Genomic DNA, 20,379 nt, shown 5'->3' with positions numbered 1-20,379 from the left:
CTTCGAGCATTGGCCCAGCCTTCGGGGTCTGGGTTAGTCTGGTGGTGCTATGGAGCGCACCCAACTGCTGGAGAAACTCGCCTCGGAAACCTTCGACCTGCTGGTGATTGGGGGTGGGGCCACCGGGGCCGGGGTGGCCCTGGAAGCGGCCAGCCGGGGCCTCAAAACCGCCCTGGTCGAACGCTACGACTTTGCCGAGGGCACCTCGAGCCGAAGTACCAAGCTGATTCACGGGGGGGTGCGCTACCTCGAGCTTGCCATCAAAACCTTTGACAAAGTACAGCTCAACCTGGTGCGCGACGCCCTGCACGAACGGGCCATCATGCTCAGGAACGCCCCCCACCTGGCCCGCCCCCTCTGGCTCCTGACCCCGTTGTACAGGGTGTGGGAGGTGCCCTACTACTACACCGGACTGAAGCTCTACGACCTGCTGGCCGGCCGGGCGCGCCTACAGCCCGCGCAGTACATCAGCGCCAAAGGAACCCTGGAGCGCTTTCCCCTGGTCAACCCCGAGGGGCTCAAGGGTTCGGTGGCCTACCAGGACGGGCAGTTCGACGATGCCCGCTTCAACGTGGAGCTGGCCCTGACCGCCGTGCAGCAGGGTGCGGTGGTGCTCAACCACCTAGAAGTAACCGGGTTGCTCAAACAAAACGGCAGACTATCGGGCGCCGCCGTCAAAGACCGCCTGTCTGCAAAGGAAATCCAGGTTTCTGCTCGGGTGATCGTCAACGCCACCGGCCCCTTTTCGGACCATATCCGGCGCCTGGACGACCCCGAGGCCCCCCCTTTACTCAAAGCCAGTTCGGGGATTCACATCGTGCTGGACAGAAAATATAGCCCCTCCGATACCGGCTTGCTGATCCCCAAAACCGAGGATGGGCGGGTGGTGTTTGTGCTGCCCTGGCTGGGCGGCACCCTGGTGGGCACCACCGACGACCCCGCCACGGTGGTAGACCACCCCAGGGTGACGGAAGAAGAAATCGGGTATGTGCTGCGACAGGTGCGGCCCTATCTGGGGGATATTCCACGGGAGGCGGTGCGTGCGAGCTGGTCGGGCCTGCGCCCGCTAATTGCCCGTCCTGAAGCCGACACGGCCCGGCTGGCCCGCGACCACCTGATTCAGGAGAGCGCCTCGGGCCTCCTAACCCTGACCGGGGGCAAGTGGACCACCTACCGTAAGATGGCGCTGGATCTGGTGAACTACGCGGTCAAGAAATTTGGGCTGGCCGCTGGCGAGTCACGCACCGAGCAAACGCCGCTGGTGGGCGGGCAAGGTTTCAGCGCCGACGGAGCAAAAAAACTCGAGCAGATGGGTTTTTCCCAGGATGTGGCCGAGCACCTGCACCGCGCCTATGGCGCCCGCGCCCAGGCGGTGGCCCAGCTTGCGGCCGAGGGTTACGGGAATCGGCTGGCGGTGGCCTGGCCCTACCTCGAGGCCGAAGTGATCTACGCGGTGCGCCACGAGATGGCCTGTACTCCCCTGGACGTGCTGGCCCGCCGCACCCGCCTGGCCTTCCTGGACACCTCGGCGGCGCTGGGCGCTGTGCCCCGGGTGGTGGAGCTGATGGGCCGCGAACTGGGCTGGAACCCAGATAAGGCAGCGCTCGAGCTGGCAAACGCCAAATCACGGATTCTCGAGGCGATATAAGGGCTTTATAAGGCGGGCTGGTTGGCAACAGGGTGGAACACCGGGTGGTATAATATGTCGAAAACCAAAAATATTATACAAATATGTTTATAAACAAAAACACAAGCCCTCATCTCACCATTTGATTTGCGCGTTCTGGATACCATTAAGCCCGGATGCCAGAAACAGAAAAAGCCACCCTGTACTACCAAAACCGAACGATTGGCTATACCATCCGCCGCAGCGCCCGCCGCCGGACGGTGGGAATTACCATCGACATGCAAGGGGTGCGGGTGGCTGCCCCCGAGCGGATGCCCCTGGAACAGGTTGTGGCCCTGGTCAACACCAAGGCCCGCTGGATTGCCGAGAAATATGCCGAGTTCAAGAGCCGCCTGGAGCCGCGCAAGCGCTTTGTAAGCGGGGAGGAGTTCTTATACCTGGGCCGTCGGGTGAGCCTGCAAGTGCAGGGTAAACCGTCCGGCCACGGCAGGGGGCCTGGTTCGGCCGTCTTACAGAACCTCGACCGCCCCTCCAAGCCCAGACCTCAAGCGGCGGTGGCCCTTAAGGGCAACCTGTTGCTTGTGCAGGCCGCTGACCCCAACGTGCCCAGCAAAGAGGTGCGTGAGATACTGGAACGCTGGTACAGGGTGCGCGCTGAGGAGGTGATAACCCGCCGGGTACAACACTACGCCGACCTGCTTGGCTGGCCCATGCCCAAGGTGCTGATCCGCAACCAAAAAAAGCGCTGGGGAAGCTGTAATGCCAAAGGGGAGCTGCGCTTTAACTGGCGACTGGTGATGCTGCCGCTGCGGGTGCTGGATTATGTTGTGGTGCATGAGATGGCCCACCTCAAGGTGCTCAACCATAGCCCCCGCTTCTGGGCCTTAGTTGAGCAGATCATGCCTGACTACAAAGCCCGTCACCAGGCTTTACATGAGCTGGGGATGGGCTTGTACTGGTAGCGGGCTTTTCGCCTGTACACCCTTGTTGTAAAAAGCTGCCTCATGGGGCCAGCCGTTCTATTTTCCACCCCCCATCCGGTTGCAGGCGGTAGACCAGCCGGTCGTGCAAGCGGCTGGGGCGGCCCTGCCAGAACTCGAAGGTGTCGGGTTTGAGGCGATAACCACCCCAGTGGGCTGGGCGGGGCACGGTTCTGGGGTAGCGGGCCTTGAGCTCCGCGACGCGCTGCTCCAACACCTCCCGGCTGGCAATCACCTGGCTTTGCGGGCTGGCCGCCGAACCGATCTGGCTGTCGTAGGGGCGGCTGGCAAAGTAGGTGTCGGAGAGCTCGGGCTCGACCTTCTCGACCCGCCCCTCGACGCGCACCTGCCGCTCCAGGGGGGGCCACCAGAAATTGACGCAGGCCCAGGGGTTGGCCTCGAGCTCCTTTCCTTTGCGGCTTTGGTAGTTGCTGAAAAACACCAGCCCCCTTTCGTCCAGCCCCCGCAGCAAGACCACCCGGCTGCTGGGGCGACCGTTCGGGCCTACCGTGGAAAGGGTCATGCCGTGGGGTTCGTGAAGCTGGGCCTCGAGGGCCTCGGCCAGCCAGCGCTCGAGCTGCCGGAAGGGGTTGGGAAGGGCCTCCTGCTCGCTGAGGGTGCCGTAGGTGTACTCGCTACGAAGGTCGCGCAGCATGGCTGTATTATGCGCTTTTGCTCTGCGCCAAAAGGGATCTTCTACCAGATTGGAAGGGACTGATAACCCTAGCCAGGCCTTCTTTTGCACAGTATGGTAAGGGCGTCGGTAGGTGGTTGGTTGTTACAGGCAAACCCAGGAGGTGAAGATGTACAAATGCATGCTGCTCCCAGTAGATGGCTCTCCTCCCAGCGAGCGCGCCGCGGCTTTGGGGCTGGCCCTGGCCAAGCGCCTATCGGCCACGGCGGTGTTTGTGCACGTTGTAGAGCCGCACCGCTACCGTGGGCTGCACGATGACCAGGAAGCCCTCGAGCGCGCCCGCACCGTGGGAAAAGCCCTTTTGGAGCAGTGGGAGCGTAAAGCCGGCCAGGCCCAGGTGCCCTGCTTTACCCAGCTCACCAGCACCCAGCCGGAAAGCCGTCCAGGGGTAGCTGAAGCCCTGGTGGACGCGGGGGTGGCCCATGGCTGCGACCTGGTGGTGATGGGCACCCATGGGCGCACCGGGCTGCCCCGGGTCTTGCTGGGCAGCGTGGCCGAACGGATGGCCCGTCTGGCCCCCACCCCGCTCCTGCTGGTGCGAGGGGATGAGCTCGAGCCCACCTTGTTCAGGCGCATCCTGGTCGCCTTTGACGGCAGCATCTATAGCGAACTGGCCCTGCAGCACGCCGATGCGCTGGCCGGGGCCCTCAAGGCCCAGCTCTGGGTGGTGTACGTGGTGCCCGATCTGACCCAGCTATACCTGAGTGCAGGCCGGGCCTGGATGTTCGCCGATCAGGCCCAGCTTCAGGCCCAGCTTGCCCAGGAGCAAGCCCGCCTGCACGAGCAGGGCGAGCTTATCTTGAACGAGGCGGCCAGGCAGTGCACCCACGCCCCAGCGGTACACACCGTGCTGCGGGAAGCGGGACGGAGCCTGATTGGGGAGCGCATCCGCGAGGTCGCCGAGGAGGAGCAAGCCGATCTGATCGTGATGGGCAGTCACGGACATACCGGGTTGCGTAAGTTTTTGCTGGGCAGCGTGGCCGAGGATGTGGCCCAGCAAGCCCGCCAGCCCATTTTATTGGTGCGCAACCCTGCCGCCCTGACCCAGCCCGACGAGCCACACCTCCCCCCGCCGGGGGAGCGCTAACGCAAGGAGGAACCATGTACAAGCGCATTCTGATTCCCACCGACGGCAGTGCCCCCAGCGAGACCGCGGTTAAAGCAGGCCTCGAGCTGGCCAAAAGCCTGGGGGCCGAGGCCACCTTGCTGTATGTGGTGGAGCCGGTGATACCGCGCATCCTGATTGGCCCCGAGACCATCCCTTACTACCCCGATCTCACCCGCGACCTCGAGGTAACCGGCAAACAGGCCCTCGAGCGGGCCGAGGGCTTCGCCCAGTACCTGGGGGTTCCAGCCAGGGCCGAACTCAAGCAGGGCAATGCCGCCCAGGTAATTGTGGAGGAGGCCGCCGCGCACGACCTGGTGGTGATGGGCACCCACGGACGCAGTGGGCTGGATCGGCTCTTGCTGGGCTCGGTGACGCAGAAGGTATTGCAGCGCAGCCCCAAGCCGGTGCTGGTGGTGCGCCACCCCGGAGAGGGGGCCTGATGAACCGCACGGGGCTCTCCCAACGGGAGGCGGCGGATCGATTGGCCCGCTATGGCCCCAACGCCCTGCCCGAACAGCCGCCAGAACCTCTCTGGCGGCGTTTTCTTCGACAGTTTAGAAGCCCCCTGATCTATATCCTGCTCTTCGCCCTGCTGGTGGAGCTGGCCCTGTGGTTATACGAAGGGCGCCAGGGAACCCCCTTTGAGGCGCTGGCGATCCTGACCATCCTGCTCTTCAACGCGGGGCTGGGGGTCTGGCAGGAGCGCCGGGCCGAGAACGCCCTGGCCCGGCTCAGGGCCCTGGCTGCCCCGCAGGTCTGGGTGTTGCGCGAGGGGGTGCTGACCCGCATTTCCAGCCAACAGTTGGTGCCGGGCGATCTGGTACGGCTGGAGGCTGGGGAACGCATCCCTGCCGATGGTCTGCTGGTGGAGGGCCAGGGGCTCATGGTGGACGAGTCGGTGCTGACCGGTGAAAGCCTGCCGGTGGACAAGGGCCCGGGGGAAGAGGTGTTGGCTGGAACCCTGGCGCTGCGGGGCACCGGCTGGATCGAGCTGACCCGCACCGGCTCCCACAGCGCCATGGGCCGCCTGGCCCAGATGCTGGGCAGTATCCGGATGGAAAAGACCCCGCTCGAGCGACGCCTGGATGTTTTTGGTCATCAGGTTGCCCGTTGGGTGGGCCTGCTGGCCCTGGCGCTGCTGCTCGGCATCCTGCTGGTAGAGGGCCCTGCCCATTTCTCGAAGGCCTTCCTGTTCACCGTGGCCCTGGCGGTGGCGGCTGTGCCGGAGGGCCTGCCCGCCGTTCTGACCCTGGCCCTGGCCCTGGGGGTGGAGCGCATGGCGGGGCGCAAGGCCGTGGTAAGGCGGCTTTCGGCGGTGGAAGCCCTGGGCTCGGTCACGGTGATCGCCACCGACAAGACCGGCACCCTGACCCAAAACCAGATGGAGGTGCGGGCCACCGACCTGCCCGACCTGTTGCGGGGTCATCGGGCCATGGCGCTGGCCTCCGACGCCGAGCCGGGCAGCCCGGTGGGAGACCCCCTCGAGCTGGCCCTGCTCGAGCACCTTCGCAAAGCCGGAATGGATGTGCAGGCCCTGCGCCAGGCGCACCCCCGCCTGTCCAGCCGCCCGTTCGATAGCGCCTGGAAGTACATGCGGGTCACGGTGAAAGAGGCCGATCAGGCGGTGAGCTATCTCAAGGGCGCGCCCGAGGTGCTGCTGGCCCGCTGCCAGCTCGAGCCCCACGAGCGGGCCTTGTGGCAGGAGAAAATCGAGGCCTACGCCCGCCAAGGCCACCGCTTGCTGGCCTTTGCCTGGGGGCCAGGGGAAGGGGAAGATCGTCTGACCTGGCTCGGACTGGCCCTGCTCTGGGATCCGCCCCGGCCCGAAGTGCCCGAGGCCATCCGCCGCGCCCAGGCTGCGGGCATTCGGGTGCTGATGATCACCGGCGACCACCCGGCCACCGCCCTCGCAGTGGCACAGCAGGTCGGCATTCCGGGCCAGCGGGTGCTGACCGGTGAAGATATCGAAGGCCACACCCCGGAGGAGCTGCAACAGGCCCTGCGGGAGGTCAACGTGTTTGCTCGAGTCTCCCCCGAGCACAAGCTGCACCTGGTTAATCTGCTCAAGGCCCAGGGTGAGATCGTGGCCATGACCGGGGATGGCATCAACGATGCCCCAGCCCTCAAACGGGCCGATGTGGGGGTGGCGATGGGACAGCGCGGCTCCGATGTGAGCCGCGAGGTGGCCGATCTGGTGCTCCTAGACGACAACTTCGCCACCATCGTGAACGCCGTCGAAGAGGGGCGTAACATCTACGAGAACATCCGCTCCTTCATCCGCTTCCTCTTTTCCACCAACGTGGCTTTGGTGCTGCTGGTGGCTGGGGGCGTGATTGGGGCGGCTTTGCTGGGGTTGCGCGATGCCACCGGCGCGCTGCTGGTGCCGCTCACAGCGGTGCAACTGCTCTGGATCAACATCATCGCCGATGGGCCGCCGGCCCTGGCGCTGAGCCTGGATCGGCACCCCGAGGTTATGCGTCGTCCACCCTACGACCCCCGCCAGCCCCTGCTGGATCGGTTCTCTTTGACCTTTATCCTGGGTACTGGGGTGGTCAAGGCCGGGCTGGGGCTGGCCTTGCTGGCCCTGCTCCCGCTCTACCAGTTAGCTCCGGTGGCGGTGCGCTCGGCGCTTTTTCTCTACGAGTCGCTGGCCCAGTTGCTGTTTGCCCAGCCCTCGCGCCTGACCACCAGCCGGCCCTCAGGCAACCCTATTTTGCTGCTGATTCTTCTGGCAAGCGCCGGGTTGCAGATCCTGACCGTGACGCTGGAGCCCCTGCGGGCCGCGCTGGGACTCACCTCCCTGCCCTGGCCGGCCTGGGGCCTGGTAGGGGCCGCGCTCTTGCTGAGCTGGGCTTTTGCCATGCTTTTTGTGGCCTGGCTGCGCCGACACAACAGCGTTCAAGCCCGGGCCCACCCCCTGCGATAACCGCTGCCAACCTTCCTCAGAGGTCAAAGCCCAGCTAGCCGCGCAAAAGGCGCACGGCCTCCACGATGGCCTTGGTGTTCCCCTGGCCCTTGGCTAAATCGGCCCGGCACTCCTCTAGGTAGGTTTCAAAGATGAGATCGCCGGTGGCTTCCAGGGCGCTTCGGATGCCAGCCAGCAACGTTAAGATTTCGCGGCAGTCGCGGTCTTCTTCCACCATCTTTTGCAAGCCTCGAACCTGTCCCTCCAGCCGCTTGAGCCGGTTTAGGATGCGGGTACGGGCCTCGAGGTCGTGTTTTTTGACAGTGCGCATGGTGTATCCCCAGGGGGTATCGTACCCCAAGCGGCCCGCTTCTTCCAACCTGCCGGGTTTTTACTCCAACTGCCGCAAGAGCTGCTCGAGCTGGGCCCGGTTCACCGGCCCCAGGTGGCGGGCCCGCACCTTTCCATCGGCGCCAATCAACAGGGTGGTGGGCAGCCCGCTTACCTGGAAGGCCTGTTGCAAGCCGGCGCTGTCCAGGAAAACCCGCGCCGATAGCCCGGTCTGGGCCAGAAAGCCCTGGATGGCCCCCACGTCCTCGCCGGTGTTGAGCAGCACGATGGGGTAGCCCTTCTGCTGGTACTCCACCAAAAGGGGCATCTCGGCCCGGCAGGGGGGGCACCAGGTGGCCCAGAAGTTGAGCAGCATGGGCTTGGGGAGTTCAGCAAAGCGCACCTCCAGAGGGCGGGTTTGGGCGGGCTCGAGGTACTGCAGCACGCGGCTGGCATACTCGGGCGGGGTGGGGGTCTGGACAGGCCGGGTCAGGCTAAACTGCACCCCCAGGGGTAACAAGGCCAGCGCCAGCGCCGCGCCGCCCGGCACCAAGAGCCGTGGGCTTTCTTGGCGCAAGAGCCAGATCGCGGCCAAGGCCCCCACCGGAAGCCCCACCCACCAGTTCCAGCCCCCGCTGCGGATGTCCACAATGCCCAGAAGGGCGGCCCCCAGGCTGGGCCAGGTGGAGAGGTGGGCCACCGCATAGCCCATCCGGGCGGCCAGGAGCGTGGCCAGCAGCACCCACCAGGCTTTGCCTTCCTGGCCCTGCCGGGCAGCCAGCCAGGTAAAGGCCAGAATCCCCACCAGCAGGGCCAGGTTGGGCCAGCTCAGGGCCAAAGGGCCCAGCAAAAGAGCGTCCGGGGTGAGTTTCATCGGCTATACACCACCCATCCCAGCGCCAGCAGCGCGACCCAGGGGGCTACCCGGCATAGTGAAAACCCATGCAAACGGCAGGCCAGCCCGCTGTGCAGGCGCTCCACCCCAACCTTTATAAAGCGCGTCATATCCAGGGTCATTATACCCCAGGGGGATATAATGCGCAAAAGTAAAGCACGTACAACGCTCGGCAAAATTCCTTAGTGGAATGCACAGGAATGGCACACACGCTGGGATTACTGCGCCTTGACGGGGGCTTCCACCACCAGCGCGCCGCCCCCCTCGAGCCGCAGGGTGATCCGAACGATCTTGCCTTCCTGCAGGGGTTCTTTAAGCATCATCAGCATGATGTGATAACCCCCGGGTTTGAGCTCGACCCTGCCCTTGGCCGGGATCTCCAGAAACTGAACGGGGCGCATCTGCATGACCTCTGTGCCCCCTGCCCCTTTAACGATGGTGGTCTGGTGAATTTCCACCTTGCCGGCGATGGGGCTTTCGACCGCGATCACCCGAATGGCCTTGTCGCTGGGGTTGGCAAGGGTCATGAAGGCCCCGCTTACTGAACCGGGCACCAGACGAACCCAGGGATTTTCGGCTTTCAGGGCGGCTTGGGCCAAGCCCGTCAGGCCTACCAGACTCAACAAAACCAGTATTGTGCGTAGCATACGTTACTCCTGCTCGATAAAAAAAGACAACTTAGGGCCGCGGATGCTTAAGTCCATCCTCGAGGGTTTTGTTTGTGCTACCCGCCTTAGGCCCACAGCGGAGGCCCCCGATAAGGGGTGTGCCTCCAAAAGCTATATCGCATGTACCCCGGCTCTGGTGGCGCGGCTTGCGGCAGCGCTATCTGCACGTCCGGCCGCACCTCCGTCGAAAACGCAGCTAATGCTATGGCAAATGCAGAGCTCACGCAGAGGGGGCAGTGGGGCTGGTGGGTGTGGGTGGGGGAGGGCTGGGGATGGGTTGAGCCCGGGCTGCAGATGTCCGCGCCCGCTAGAAAGCTAACCGGCAGCACCTGGCTGCGCGGGTCGCGCAGCGCGTACTGGCTCGAGACCAGGAACACCAGCCCCGCCAGGAAGAAAACCCAGAGGGTGCGGTGGACTCGAGCCGGAGCCGCCCACATACTTGGAATCAGTATATCCGGGCCCCCGAAGGGCAAACGTCCTACGACGCATATCCCCCAGGGGTATGCTATACTGACCCATGAAGGGCCGGCCTTGGGCTGGCGCGAGGAGACCAATCATGAGCCAACTCTACGACGTGGTGATTATCGGGGGCGGCCCCGCCGGGCTGACCGCAGGCATCTACACCGGACGGGCCAACCTCAAAACCCTCATCCTGGAAAAAGGCCTGCCGGGGGGCCAGATTGCCCAGACCGAGGAGGTGGAGAACTACCCCGGCTTCCCCGAGCCCATCAGCGGGGCCGAGCTATCCGAACGCATGGTGCAGCAGGCCAAACGCTTTGGGGCCGAGATTGTGATGGACGAGGCCCAGGCCGTGGAAAAAACCCCGGAGGGTTTCGTGGTGCGGGGTTACGAGCAGGACTACCGCGCCCGCAGCGTGATTCTCGCCACCGGGGCCAACCCCAAGAAACTGGGCGTACCCGGCGAAGAGAAGTTTTATGGCCGGGGTGTGAGCACCTGCGCCACCTGTGACGGCTTCTTTTACCGGGGCAAGGAAGTGGTGGTGGTGGGTGGGGGCGACGCCGCGGTGGAGGAGGGTCTGTTCCTCACCAAGTTTGCCTCCAAGGTCACCCTGGTGCACCGCCGCGACACCCTGCGGGCCAACAAGACCGCCCAGGCCCGGGCCCTGGCCCACCCCAAGATGCAGTTCATCTGGGATACCGTGGTGGAGGAGGTGCTGGGCGAGGAGACCGTGACCGGGGTGCGCCTCCGAAACCTGAAGAGCGGCGAGGTCTACGACCACCCTACCGACGGGGTCTTTGTTTTCATCGGGCATGAGCCCAACACCGGCTTTTTGCAGGGGGTGGTGGAACTCCGGCCCGACGGCTACGTGGCGGTGCGGGACGAGATTTTCACCTCGGTTCCGGGGCTGTTTGCAGCGGGGGATGTGGCCGACCCCATCTACCGCCAGCTTTCCACCAGCGTGGGGGCCGGCACCCGGGCGGCCATGATGGCCGAGCGCTACCTGGCCGAGCAGGAACACGCCGCCGTGCACTAGGGGGCCCTTGTGGAGGCGGCCATCCCAGCAGCGCCCAGCGTGCGCTACCTGAACCCGGCCTGGTTTGCCTCGGTGATGGGCACGGGGGTGCTGGCCCTGGCCCTGGCCCAGTTTGGCCTGGTGGGGCTGGCCTTGCCGGTTTATGGGCTGGCCCTCTTGTTCATGGCAGGCTTGCTGGGGCTCTACCTGGCCAAACTCCTGCGCTATCCCCAGGCCGCCCTGGCCGATTTACAGCATCCCCTGTTGTCCCAGATGCTCCCCACGCTACCTATTGCCCTTCTGGTGCTGAGCCTGGCGACCCGGGCCCTGCCCCTGGGGCCCTGGGCGCAGCCGTTGGGCCAGGGGCTTTTTCTGCTGGGGACGCCGCTGATTTTCCTGGTGGGCCTGCTGGTGGTCTACTGGGTGAGCACCCGGCTTAAGCTGCCCATCGAGGCCGCCAGTGGGGCCTGGTTTATCCCGCCGGTCTCGGCCCTGCTGGTGCCCATGGCCGGGGGGCTCTGGCTTTCCAGTTTTCCCAAAGCCTGGCAAAAGGAGCTTTGGGTGGTGAGCGGCCTGTTCCTGGGGATTGGGCTTTTTCTGTTCTTGTTCGTGCTGCCGAGCTTTTTGCAGCGGTTGTATGGGTACGGCCGCCTCGAGCCCCACTTCCTGCCCTTGGTCTTCATCGGGCTGGCCCCGGTGGGCCTGCTGGTGCTGGCCCCCTGGCGCTGGCTCGAGGGCGGGGCGCAGGCCGGGCTCATCCCGGGGGGCCTGGTGGCGGCCTGGCCGGTGATCGGGCTGGCAGTCTGGGGGCTGGGCCTGTGGTGGCTGGCCTTTAGCCTGCTGCTGCTGCTGGATACCCTGCTGGCGCCGTGCCGCCGGGCGCAGTTTCACTTTGCCCCCGGCTGGTGGGGGTTTGTCTTCCCCCTGGGGGCTTTTACCCTGGCCACGCTGGCGCTGGCTCGAGCCCTGGACTCGGCCTTCCTGGGCGGGCTGGCCTGGGGGCTGCTCGGGCTGTTGGGGGTGTTCTGGCTGTGGGTGATGTTCTACTCCTTTAGGGCCTGGGCCGGTCTGGGGGCCTTGCGACCGCCCAAGGGATCGTAGCAGGAGCAAAAGCCAGGGTAAATCACCGTTAAGGTGGCGGATGCCCCGATCCCCGAAGCCGAGCGCAGGTATAAGTTTTTATTATCAAAACAACAAAAGACGAGGTTGATGGTTCTGGCTCGCCGTGTCTAAACTGGCCTCGAGGCCCGTCTTGTGAAAGGAGACACATGGCCAGCACCCTCCAAGCGATAGCGATCCAGACCGCCGCAGCCAGCCGGCTGTGGATTGCCGTACAGGCCAGGCTTTTTGAGGTGCAGGCGCGCCAGGCCCCCCACCGCCGCGCCCCGCCAATGGAGGGGGTTTTGTATGGGGCAGGATGAGGTGATGGTGCGTGAGGCGGGCCTGCTGCCGCCCGACGACCCTCTGCGCCACGAGCTTCACAACGAACTGCACGCCCGGCCCATCCCCCAGATCCGCCTACCGGCCCTGGTGGTGCAGGTGGCGGTGCGGCACGAGGGGGTTTCGCGCGAGGAGGAGCTCGAGCACCTGCGCCGGCTTTCGGGGTTGGGGGAGCTCGAGCTTGACCAGCTTGCGGGCATCTACCTGCGCCTGCGGCTGCCAGGGGGCTCGCTGCGCTGGGAGCGGCACACCGAGTTCAGCACCTATACCCTGATCCAGCCCTTGCCTGCGCTCGAGGCCAGCCCCGAGGCCGATCTGCTGGGCCACCTGATTGTGGATGCAGGCTGGCTGCGCAGCATTCCTGGCCGCACCCTCTCGGCGGTCAAGCTGATCATGCTGCACGGGGCGGTGGAGGAGGCCCTGGCCCTGGCCTGCCCCTGGCTGGGTGTGCACAGCGTGGTGGCCTCGATGATGGGCCGGAATAGCCATAGCTGTGCCGTGACCGATTTCCTTCTGCGGCCGGATGGTTTTGAGCATATGGTGGTGGTGGCCCCACCGGGCACCAGCGAGACCCGGGCGGGCCGCATTGCAGCCCGGCTTCTGGAGATGGAGGCTTACCGCATGATGGCGCTGCTAGGTTATCCGCTGGCCCGGGCTTTGCGTCCCATGTTGCTGGAGTCGGAGCGGGCCCTGGCCCGGATGACAGCCCGCATCCGCGACACCAACCAGGCCGACGCGGGTTTACTGGACGAGCTCGAGGCCCTGGCGGCCCGGGTGGAGCACGCCATGGCCGAGCATGGCTACCGCTTTAGCGCCAGCGCGGCCTACCACGCCCTGGTCAGGGCCCGCCTGGCCGAGCTGCGCGAGACCCCCATCCCCGGCATCCAGACCATCGGCGAGTTCTTGCAGCGCCGCTTCAGCCCGGCCATGGCCACGGTGGAGTCCACTGCCCAGCGCCTGGCCGCCCTCTCCCAGCGCATCGAGCGGGCCGGGGCCTTGCTGCGCACCCGCGTGGATATTGCCCTCGAGACCCAGAACCAGGAGCTGTTGCACAAACTCAAGCGCGGCCAGGAGATGCAGTACCAGCTCCAGCGCACCGTGGAGGGCCTCTCGATTGCGGCCATCTCCTACTATGTGGTGGGCTTGCTGTACTACCTCTTCAAAGCTGGAAAGGAGGCCGGCCTGCCCTTTTCCCCTGAGCTGGCGGCGGGGCTGTCCATCCCTGGGGTGATTGCCGCGGTCTGGTGGCTTACCCGCCAGATTCACCGGCGGCTGGCCTCCCAGCAAGACCGCGAAGGCTAGGGCCGGCGTGTTCAGGAGAGCAGCGTGTTCTTGAGCGCCTCGGCAGCAGGGTTGCCCAGCTCTTTGGGATAGAACAGCCAGAAGAGCCGGCGCAGTTCCATTCCCTTCAGGCGCAAGGCCCGCAGGTTGCCCACCCGCACATTGGGCCGCACCACCACGCTCGACACAATGCCCACCCCGGCCCCCTCGAGCACCAGCCGCTTGGTGACCTCGTGGTTGTCGGTGTAGAAGATGGGGTTGACCTCGAGGCCGGCCTGCTCCAGCGCCGACCCCAGCACCCGAAAGGTCATGGCCCCCGGCTGCCGCACAATCAGCGGAACCTCGGCCAGTTGTTCGGGGGCGATCTCTTCCTTTCGGGCCCAGGGGTGCTCGGGGGGCACGATCACCACCAGCTCGTCTTCATAAAAAAGCTGCCGCTCAAAGCCCTCGAGGTGCTCCACCGCTTCCACCACGGCCAGCTCGAGCTCGCCCTGCAACAGCCGCTGGGTCAGGCCTTCGGAACTGCCGCTCTCCAGTTTGATGCGGATTTCCGGGTAGAGCCGCTTGAACTCGGTCAGGTAGCGCGGCAGCACGTACACCGCCATGGTGGTCGAGGCCCCAATCTCCACCCGCCCCCGCTCGAGGCGCTCCAGGGCCTGGGCGGCCTGCATAAACCCCTCCAGGGCCTGCACCGCCCGGCGGGCCTCGGGTAGCAGATCCTGCCCTGTTTTGGTCAACACCAGCCGGCGACCCTGGCGGTGGAACAGAACCTGGCCGATCTGGGCTTCCAGCGCCTGCAGGTGCTGGCTCACCCCCGGCTGGGTCATGCCCAGGCTCAGAGCTGCACGACCCACGCTGCCCTCCTGGGCTACGCACAAAAACACCCGCAGGGCCTGGGGATTGGGGAAGGGGCGCCGCCCATTCATAAGTAGATATTATCAAAAATAGTGAAATTGGGCCATTTGCTGAACATTCGGCGACCCCAGCGCAGCCTGCGCCCGCGAACCCGCCTCCGGGTCATCGCGTATGATTTGGTAGATATGCGCGAGCAAGCCATCCAGAAAGGAGCCCTGGCCTATGCCTAAACTCCTGGTAGCCCCCTCCATCCTCACCGCCGATTTTGCCCGCCTGGGCGAGCAGATCCGCGAGGCCGAGGCCGCGGGGGTGGACTGGATTCACCTGGACGTGATGGACGGGCGCTTCGTGCCCAATCTGACCTTTGGCCCGCTGGTGGTGGAGGCCATCCGCAAGGTCACCGCCTTGCCCCTGGATGTGCACCTGATGATTGTGGAGCCCGAGCGCTACATAGCCGACTTCGCCCGGGCCGGGGCCGACTGGATCACCGTGCACCACGAGGCCACCCCCCACGCCCACCGGGCGGTGCAGCAGATCAAAGAACTGGGCAAGAAAGCCGGTCTGGCCATCAACCCCGGCACGCCCCTGGAGGCTTTGCTACCCCTGCTGCCCGAGCTCGACCTGGCCCTCCTGATGAGCGTGAACCCCGGCTTTGGCGGGCAAAAGTACATCCCCGCCAGCACCGAGCGCATCCGCCGGCTGGCCGCCCTGCGCGGGCAGATGAACCCGGCCTGTCTGATTCAGGTGGACGGGGGCATCAAACCCGTGAATGTGGCCGAGGTCTACCGGGCCGGGGCCGATGTGGTGGTGGTGGGCAGCGCCCTGTTTAATAACCGGCCGGTGGCCGAAAATATGAAAAAACTGCTAGGAGAAGTGTATGCCGCTGGCTCTAGGTAAAGACGTCCTCGACAAAGCCCGGCGTGAAGGCTACGCCGTGCCCAGCTTCAACACCAACAACCTCGAGATCACCCAGGCCATCCTCGAGACCGCCGAGGCCCTCCGGGCCCCGGTCTTCATCCAGGTCTCGGATGGGGCCCGCAAGTACGCCGGGCTGGAGAACCTCTCCAACCTGGTGCGCGATATGGCCAGCCGGGTCAGCGTTCCGGTGGTGCTGCACCTCGACCACGGGGCCGATTACCAGATGGTCTTGCAGGCCCTCCGGGCTGGGTTTACCAGCGTGATGATTGACGCCTCGCACCACCCCTTCGAGGAAAACGTACGCGAGACCAAAAAGTGCGTGGAGGCAGCCCATGCCGTGGGGGTGAGCGTGGAGGCCGAGCTGGGGCGCCTGCAGGGCATCGAGGACAACATCGTGGTAGATGCCAAAGAGGCCTTCCTCACCGACCCCGACGAGGCCGCGCGCTTTGTGGAGGCCACCGGGATCGACTACCTAGCCGTCGCCATCGGCACCTCCCACGGGGCCTACAAGGGCAAGGGGCGGCCCTACATTGACCACGCCCGCCTCGAGCAGATTGCCGCCAAAGTCTCCCTGCCGCTGGTGCTGCACGGCTCCTCGGGCGTGCCGCAGTGGCTCAAGGACAAGATGGCCGCCAGCGGGGCCGACCTGGGCGACCCCACCGGCATCCACGACGAAGACGTGAAAAAAGCCATTCCCAACGGCATCGCCAAGATCAACATCGACACCGACCTGCGTCTGGCCCTCACCGCTGGCATCCGCGAGGTGGTGGTGGGCAACCCCAGGGAGTTCGACCCCCGCAAAATCCTGGGCAGGGGGCGGGACTATCTCAAGCAGGTTATTCGGGAGAAATTTGAGCTGATGGGCACGGTGGGCCGTGCGTGAACCGCCTCGAGCGGATCCGAAAAAAGCCCTCCAGACCCGTAGCTGCCCGTATTTTGTTGGGCGCGGCCTTGTGGATAACCTCTGGTTATTCACAAAATAACTAGAAGTAGCTTGCAAATCGATTTTTTGCGCACATACTATGAACTCAGAGGTGATGCAACTTGATCAAGCGTAACATCTCGCTCTTTCTTTCCTCGGCGGTGGTGCTGCTGGGCCTGGGTGCTTATCTGCTCAGTGCACAGACAGCCATGGCCCAGGCCAGCCCTCTTTACGCCCAGTGCCAGGGCTGCCACCAGCCCACCGGGGCCGGTATCCCAGGGGTCTTCCCTCCGTTGGCAGGTCACGTACCCGAAATTCTGGCGGCCAAAGGGGGCCGCGAGTACCTGATTCAGGTGCTGCTCTATGGCCTGCAAGGGCAGATTGCGGTGAAAGGCACCAGGTACCAGGGGGTCATGCCGGCCTACGCCCAGCTCAAGGACGAAGACATCGCTGGCTTGCTCAACCATATCTCCACCCAGTGGGGCAACAAGTTCCCTGCCGGCCAGCAGCCCTTTACCGCGGCAGAGGTCAGGGCTCAGCGCGCCAAAACCCTCACTGCGGCGCAGGTGCTCGAGGCCCGCAACAAGCTGGGCTTGAAGTAAACCCCACAAGCCAAACACCCAGGCCCGTGGGCCTGGGTGTTTTTTATCGAGGTACGTTGGGCTTCAAATTATCTTGCGCAGAATCATGGCGATATGGCCTTTGCTCATCTCCGTATCGTCCGCGGCAGCCTGGGCCTCCCAGGCGTTCAGGTATTCCTCCAGCACCACGCTGGCTACCGCGTCCATGGCCTTGCGGGTTGCGTTGATCTGATCCAGCAGCTCGCTGAAGGGTCGCCCTTCCTCGGCCATCCGCTGCAAGCCCCGCACCTGGCCCTCAATGCGCTTGAGGCGGCGAAGGAGGCCTTCCAGGGCCTCGAGGTCGGTAAAGGTACCGTCCAGCTTAGACCTGCGTGGCTTCATTGGCCCTCCCCTCACAACAGTTTTTGCAGCCACTCGGGGGTGATTCTGAGGAAGAAGCTGTTGAGCTGGGTAAAGCTGCCGGTGATCAGGAGAACGCCCACAACGATCAGCACCACACCGGCCACAATCTCCACCGCATGGGAAAGCCGCGCGGCGCGCCTCAGGAAGGCTCGAGCCCGTTCGGCAAAAAGGGCCACCAGCATAAAGGGCACGGCCAGCCCCAGGATGTAGGCCACCAGCAGATGGATGCCCCCGCCGGTGGCGGTGAGGGTGAGGATGCCCCCCAAAATGGGGCCGATGCAGGGCGTCCAGCCCAGCCCCAGTACGATGCCCAGCACGAAGGCCCCCCAGGGGCGGTCGGTGGGGCCCTGGTAGCGCAGGTTCACCCCCCATCTGGGTTTGAGGCCCAGCATATACAGCCCCAGCAGGATGAGCACCCCGCCCCCGATGCGCGAAAGCAGGTCGCGGTGCTCGAAGAGCAAGCCCCCCAGCAGGGTAAAGGGCAGGCCCAGCAAAAAGAAGATGGCCGAAAAGCCCAGCACAAAGAAGAGGGCGTTGCGGATGGGGCGGCCCTGCTGTCCCCCCAGGTACAGCAGGTAGGTGGGCACCAGGGGGAGCACACAGGGCGACAGGAACGAGAGGATTCCTGCCAGGAAAGCGATGGGGAGGCTCAGGGTCATGGTCTGGGATCGAGGACTACCCTAAAACCGGGCAGGTGGTGGGCACTTTGGTGTGCTCGGCGTAGGGGATGACGGTGGCTTTGCTCACCTCTTCACGGGCCCGGGCGGTGGTGCGGAACAGGTTGCGCAGGGCCTGGTTCTGGGCCCGGAAGAACTCGTCGAACTGGGGGTTGCCTAAAAAGCCCACGGCGTAGGCTTCGTCCTTGGCGGCGTCGTACTCGAGCGCCACCGCGGCCAGGGCGTGGGGGGCCGGCCCCCCTCTGACCTCACCGCCCCGGGTCACGTCGAACGACGAAAGGTGGGCGCAGCAGACCATCCGGGGGCCGCGGTTCCCTTCGGGCTTGTAGTAGCCCATGGCCCCCAGGTTGGGGGCGGCGTAGCTGTAGGCGTGGGGGCAGATGCTGGTATAGGCCACGATGTTCCTGCCCTTGCCCACCCCACCGGGCCAGCGGTAGTTCTTGCCGTCCGGCATCTTCACCTCCACCGGGGAGAGCTCGGCGTCCACATTAACCAGGATATTGGGGGTGGCGGCAAAGGGGTAGGCAAAAACAAAGGGCTCGTGGGGCTTGAGGGTGCTCAGCTTGAAGGGGTTGCCAGCCTTGTCCACCAGGAGCGCTTTTTGGAAGCTGGTGGCGCTGGACTGGGCCCGCACGAACTCGAGCATCCCCAAGGGCGCAAGCTTGAGCAGCAGGCCCAGCGAGGTGCCTTTGGCGAGTAGGTCGAGAAAATCGCGTCGATCCATGCTTGACCTCTAGGGGAGCCTGATCCAGGGGAAGCGCTTCTGGGTGTTGGGGTCGAGCTCCAACAGGGCGCGGGCGGGCATCTGTACTTTGGGTAAGGTCTGGGCGTTCATGGGCTCGCTGCCGTCAATGATCCCGTTTTGATAAAGGATATAGGCCACCACCGCGTACACCTCGTCGTTGCTGAGGATACCCGGCGTGGCAAAGGGCATGGCCCGGCGGGTGTAGTCGAAGAGGGTGGTGGCGTACTGCCAGTAGTTGCCGATGGCAAAGTCCACCGAGTCCACCTCTTTGGTGATGGGGAAGGGCTCGGAGACCAGCCGGGTAAAGGCCCCCCCCTCGCCGGTGGCCCCGTGGCAGCTCGCACAGTGGGTGGCATAGACCTGGGCCCCCTCATCTACCGTGCCCTGGCCGGGGGGCAGACCCACCCCATTGGCCAGGATGGAGGGCCGGATGTTCCACTCCTGCACCTCCTGCTCGCTCAGCGGGGTGCCAATTTGGTAACGCCCCTGGGCCAGCACAAGGGCCGAGAGGGCCAGGGCCAGAAGGGCCACATAGAACCGCTTGCGCCGCATCACGACTCACCTCCACAGCCGCCCCGGCCCACCGCGCCGAGCCGGGCGGGGGCCCCGGCCAGGGTCTTGTCGCCGTTGACCACCTTGCCATCGGCCCCAATCCGCCAGGCCTGGATGGCGTTGTAGTGATAGCGGTTGTTGCGGGCCCACTTGGCGAAAAACTCCTCCTGGGTGGGCTGGGTGTTGCCTTTTTCATCCCAGGCCCGGCTCATGATAACCGTCTCGCGGCCATCCCAGACCCAGTTGTACTTGAAGCGCACCACCGAGAGCGCATCGGGGGCAGGCTCGAGGCTGGCCTGTTTCCAGGTTTTGCCCCCGTCCAGCGAGATCTCCACCCGGCGGATGCGTCCGTGGCCGCTCCAGGCCAGGCCGCGAATCTCGTGGAAGCCCCGCGAAATCTGCTGCAACCCCGAAGGATAGGTGATGATGGACTCCGGATCCATCACCCAGGTGAAGGCATAAATCTTACCGTCGGCCATCACGTCGGTGTATTCCGAGGTCTCGTCCTTGCTCATCACCGGGGTGTCGGTCACCTGGATGCGCCGCAGCCACTTGACCTGGATGCTCCCCTCCCAGCCCGGCACCACCAGGCGCACCGGGTAGCCCTGCTCGGGCCGGATGGCCTCACCGTTCTGGGCGTAGGCCACCAGCACATCGTCCAGGGCCTTTTCCAGCGGCAGGCTGCGGGTGTAGGCGGCAGCGTCCTGCCCCTCGGGAATCAGCCAGCGGGCGCCTTCCTTGAGGCCCGCTTCCTTGAGCAGAATCGAGAGGGGCACCCCCGTCCAGGAAGAGTTGGAGACCAGACCCCGGCTGCGGGTGGCGGTCAGGGTCATGTCGGGGGGGTTGCGGTAGCCGTTCTGCCCGTTGCCGGCACACTCAATGAAGTAGGTGCGGGTGACCGAAGGCAGGCGCTTGAGGTCTTGCAGGGTAAACATTAGGGGCCGCTCAACCATCCCGTGAATCACCAGCCGGTAGTCGGCCGGGTTTACGTTGGGCACCCCGGCATGGTGCCGCTCGAAATGCAGCGAGTTGGGGGTGACGATGCCCTCGAGCTTCTCCAGCGGGGAAAAGCTGGCCCCGGTGTGGCGGCTGCGCAGGTTGGGCGAGATGTAGCGAATCACGTCCTTTTCAAACTCGCTGCGCTCGCCGTATTCACGCAGGGTGGTTCCCAACACCTTCATGGTGTCGGTAGCGCCTTGGGGAATCTTGCTCTGGGCTAGGCCCCCGGAGAGTTTTACAAAGGCCCCGGCGGCCGCTCCTTTGCTCAGAAGTTGCAGCAGTTTTCGACGGTTCATCCGATGAGTTCTCCTTGGAAGGGGTGGGGT

At 64.9% G+C, this 20,379-nt stretch carries 25 protein-coding genes; 13 read left to right on the top strand and 12 right to left on the bottom strand.

The features are described 5' to 3' along the window. Positions 1 to 49 precede the first annotated feature (49 nt). Both MRUB_RS14525 and MRUB_RS14520 read left to right on the top strand, forming a co-directional pair. A complete protein-coding gene (locus MRUB_RS14525; protein ID WP_013015135.1) occupies positions 50 to 1,648 on the top strand; it encodes a glycerol-3-phosphate dehydrogenase/oxidase in 1,599 nt (532 codons plus the stop codon). A gap of 155 nt (positions 1,649 to 1,803) precedes the next feature. Further along, entirely contained in the window at positions 1,804 to 2,589 is a 786-nt protein-coding gene (locus MRUB_RS14520; RefSeq protein WP_013015134.1) for a M48 family metallopeptidase, read from the top strand. Positions 2,590 to 2,629: 40 nt separating this feature from the next. On the opposite strand, the gene pdxH is transcribed toward MRUB_RS14520, so the two are convergent. Further along, on the bottom strand, positions 2,630 to 3,262 hold the full coding sequence (gene pdxH / locus MRUB_RS14515) for a pyridoxamine 5'-phosphate oxidase (RefSeq protein ID WP_013015133.1): 633 nt from the start codon (positions 3,260 to 3,262) through the stop codon (positions 2,630 to 2,632). A gap of 148 nt (positions 3,263 to 3,410) precedes the next feature. Between pdxH and MRUB_RS14510 the strand changes: the two genes are divergently transcribed. From MRUB_RS14510 to MRUB_RS14500, 3 genes are read left to right on the top strand one after another with little or no spacing between them, the layout of a single operon-like run. After that, a complete protein-coding gene (locus MRUB_RS14510) occupies positions 3,411 to 4,388 on the top strand; it encodes a universal stress protein (protein ID WP_013015132.1) in 978 nt (325 codons plus the stop codon). A gap of 14 nt (positions 4,389 to 4,402) precedes the next feature. Continuing rightward, entirely contained in the window at positions 4,403 to 4,849 is a 447-nt protein-coding gene (locus MRUB_RS14505) for a universal stress protein (RefSeq protein WP_013015131.1), read from the top strand. Next, positions 4,849 to 7,335, top strand: a complete 2,487-nt coding sequence (locus MRUB_RS14500) for a cation-translocating P-type ATPase (protein ID WP_013015130.1) — start codon at positions 4,849 to 4,851, stop codon at positions 7,333 to 7,335. The genes MRUB_RS14505 and MRUB_RS14500 overlap by 1 nt, the downstream gene beginning before the upstream one ends. A 34-nt stretch (positions 7,336 to 7,369) precedes the next feature. On the opposite strand, the gene MRUB_RS14495 is transcribed toward MRUB_RS14500, so the two are convergent. The 5 genes from MRUB_RS14495 to MRUB_RS14480 form a co-directional block, all read right to left on the bottom strand. Continuing rightward, positions 7,370 to 7,645 (bottom strand): metal-sensitive transcriptional regulator, encoded by a 276-nt coding sequence (locus MRUB_RS14495; protein ID WP_013015129.1) that lies wholly within the window; start codon positions 7,643 to 7,645, stop codon positions 7,370 to 7,372. A gap of 60 nt (positions 7,646 to 7,705) precedes the next feature. Next, a complete protein-coding gene (locus MRUB_RS14490; RefSeq protein ID WP_013015128.1) occupies positions 7,706 to 8,518 on the bottom strand; it encodes a TlpA family protein disulfide reductase in 813 nt (270 codons plus the stop codon). After that, positions 8,515 to 8,649, bottom strand: a complete 135-nt coding sequence (locus MRUB_RS16255; protein ID WP_015586640.1) for a hypothetical protein — start codon at positions 8,647 to 8,649, stop codon at positions 8,515 to 8,517. Before MRUB_RS16255 ends, MRUB_RS14490 begins: the two co-directional genes overlap by 4 nt. 108 nt (positions 8,650 to 8,757) lie before the next feature. Further along, positions 8,758 to 9,186, bottom strand: coding sequence for a copper chaperone PCu(A)C (locus MRUB_RS14485; protein WP_013015126.1), 429 nt, complete (start codon positions 9,184 to 9,186; stop codon positions 8,758 to 8,760). 86 nt (positions 9,187 to 9,272) lie between these two features. After that, the gene (locus tag MRUB_RS14480; RefSeq protein WP_013015125.1) at positions 9,273 to 9,644 is read right to left on the bottom strand and encodes a hypothetical protein; all 372 of its coding nucleotides are present in this window, start codon (positions 9,642 to 9,644) and stop codon (positions 9,273 to 9,275) included. Between the two features lie 119 nt (positions 9,645 to 9,763). Between MRUB_RS14480 and trxB the strand changes: the two genes are divergently transcribed. From trxB to MRUB_RS14465, 4 genes are all read left to right on the top strand, one after another. Continuing rightward, positions 9,764 to 10,702, top strand: coding sequence for a thioredoxin-disulfide reductase (trxB, locus tag MRUB_RS14475; RefSeq protein ID WP_013015124.1), 939 nt, complete (start codon positions 9,764 to 9,766; stop codon positions 10,700 to 10,702). Positions 10,703 to 10,711: 9 nt separating this feature from the next. After that, the gene (locus MRUB_RS14470) at positions 10,712 to 11,782 is read left to right on the top strand and encodes a TDT family transporter (RefSeq protein ID WP_013015123.1); all 1,071 of its coding nucleotides are present in this window, start codon (positions 10,712 to 10,714) and stop codon (positions 11,780 to 11,782) included. A 167-nt stretch (positions 11,783 to 11,949) separates the two neighbouring features. Then, the gene (locus tag MRUB_RS15965) at positions 11,950 to 12,102 is read left to right on the top strand and encodes a hypothetical protein (RefSeq protein WP_013015122.1); all 153 of its coding nucleotides are present in this window, start codon (positions 11,950 to 11,952) and stop codon (positions 12,100 to 12,102) included. After that, positions 12,089 to 13,423 (top strand): DUF3422 family protein, encoded by a 1,335-nt coding sequence (locus MRUB_RS14465; protein ID WP_013015121.1) that lies wholly within the window; start codon positions 12,089 to 12,091, stop codon positions 13,421 to 13,423. The genes MRUB_RS15965 and MRUB_RS14465 overlap by 14 nt, the downstream gene beginning before the upstream one ends. 11 nt (positions 13,424 to 13,434) lie before the next feature. Here MRUB_RS14465 and MRUB_RS14460 read toward each other — a convergent pair whose 3' ends face one another. Then, positions 13,435 to 14,328, bottom strand: coding sequence for a LysR family transcriptional regulator (locus tag MRUB_RS14460; RefSeq protein ID WP_013015120.1), 894 nt, complete (start codon positions 14,326 to 14,328; stop codon positions 13,435 to 13,437). Between the two features lie 21 nt (positions 14,329 to 14,349). Between MRUB_RS14460 and MRUB_RS15845 the strand changes: the two genes are divergently transcribed. The 4 genes from MRUB_RS15845 to MRUB_RS14445 all read left to right on the top strand — a co-directional run bounded on the left by MRUB_RS15845 (position 14,350) and on the right by MRUB_RS14445 (position 16,699). After that, entirely contained in the window at positions 14,350 to 14,487 is a 138-nt protein-coding gene (locus MRUB_RS15845; protein WP_156113853.1) for a hypothetical protein, read from the top strand. Then, the gene (gene rpe, locus MRUB_RS14455; RefSeq protein WP_013015119.1) at positions 14,480 to 15,154 is read left to right on the top strand and encodes a ribulose-phosphate 3-epimerase; all 675 of its coding nucleotides are present in this window, start codon (positions 14,480 to 14,482) and stop codon (positions 15,152 to 15,154) included. The genes MRUB_RS15845 and rpe overlap by 8 nt, the downstream gene beginning before the upstream one ends. Continuing rightward, entirely contained in the window at positions 15,135 to 16,058 is a 924-nt protein-coding gene (gene fba / locus MRUB_RS14450; protein WP_013015118.1) for a class II fructose-1,6-bisphosphate aldolase, read from the top strand. Before rpe ends, fba begins: the two co-directional genes overlap by 20 nt. 248 nt (positions 16,059 to 16,306) lie before the next feature. After that, positions 16,307 to 16,699: a c-type cytochrome gene (locus MRUB_RS14445; protein WP_235438264.1), complete on the top strand. Its 393-nt coding sequence runs from the start codon at positions 16,307 to 16,309 to the stop codon at positions 16,697 to 16,699. A gap of 63 nt (positions 16,700 to 16,762) precedes the next feature. On the opposite strand, the gene MRUB_RS14440 is transcribed toward MRUB_RS14445, so the two are convergent. From MRUB_RS14440 to soxC, 5 genes are read right to left on the bottom strand one after another with little or no spacing between them, the layout of a single operon-like run. Beyond that, positions 16,763 to 17,059 (bottom strand): metal-sensitive transcriptional regulator, encoded by a 297-nt coding sequence (locus MRUB_RS14440; protein WP_013015116.1) that lies wholly within the window; start codon positions 17,057 to 17,059, stop codon positions 16,763 to 16,765. An 11-nt stretch (positions 17,060 to 17,070) separates the two neighbouring features. Next, positions 17,071 to 17,739: a cytochrome c biogenesis CcdA family protein gene (locus MRUB_RS14435; RefSeq protein WP_013015115.1), complete on the bottom strand. Its 669-nt coding sequence runs from the start codon at positions 17,737 to 17,739 to the stop codon at positions 17,071 to 17,073. Positions 17,740 to 17,755: 16 nt separating this feature from the next. After that, positions 17,756 to 18,481, bottom strand: a complete 726-nt coding sequence (locus MRUB_RS14430) for a Rieske (2Fe-2S) protein (protein WP_013015114.1) — start codon at positions 18,479 to 18,481, stop codon at positions 17,756 to 17,758. A gap of 9 nt (positions 18,482 to 18,490) precedes the next feature. Beyond that, complete coding sequence (locus MRUB_RS14425; protein ID WP_013015113.1) at positions 18,491 to 19,054, bottom strand: c-type cytochrome; 564 nt, start codon at positions 19,052 to 19,054, stop codon at positions 18,491 to 18,493. After that, complete coding sequence (soxC, locus tag MRUB_RS14420; RefSeq protein ID WP_013015112.1) at positions 19,054 to 20,349, bottom strand: sulfite dehydrogenase; 1,296 nt, start codon at positions 20,347 to 20,349, stop codon at positions 19,054 to 19,056. The genes MRUB_RS14425 and soxC overlap by 1 nt, the downstream gene beginning before the upstream one ends. Between the last annotated feature and the right edge of the window lie 30 nt (positions 20,350 to 20,379).

Source organism: Meiothermus ruber DSM 1279, assembly GCF_000024425.1.
Taxonomy (GTDB): domain Bacteria; phylum Deinococcota; class Deinococci; order Deinococcales; family Thermaceae; genus Meiothermus; species Meiothermus ruber.
The sequence above is the reverse complement of the archived record's forward strand: the minus strand, read 5'-3'. Positions and strand labels throughout refer to the sequence as shown.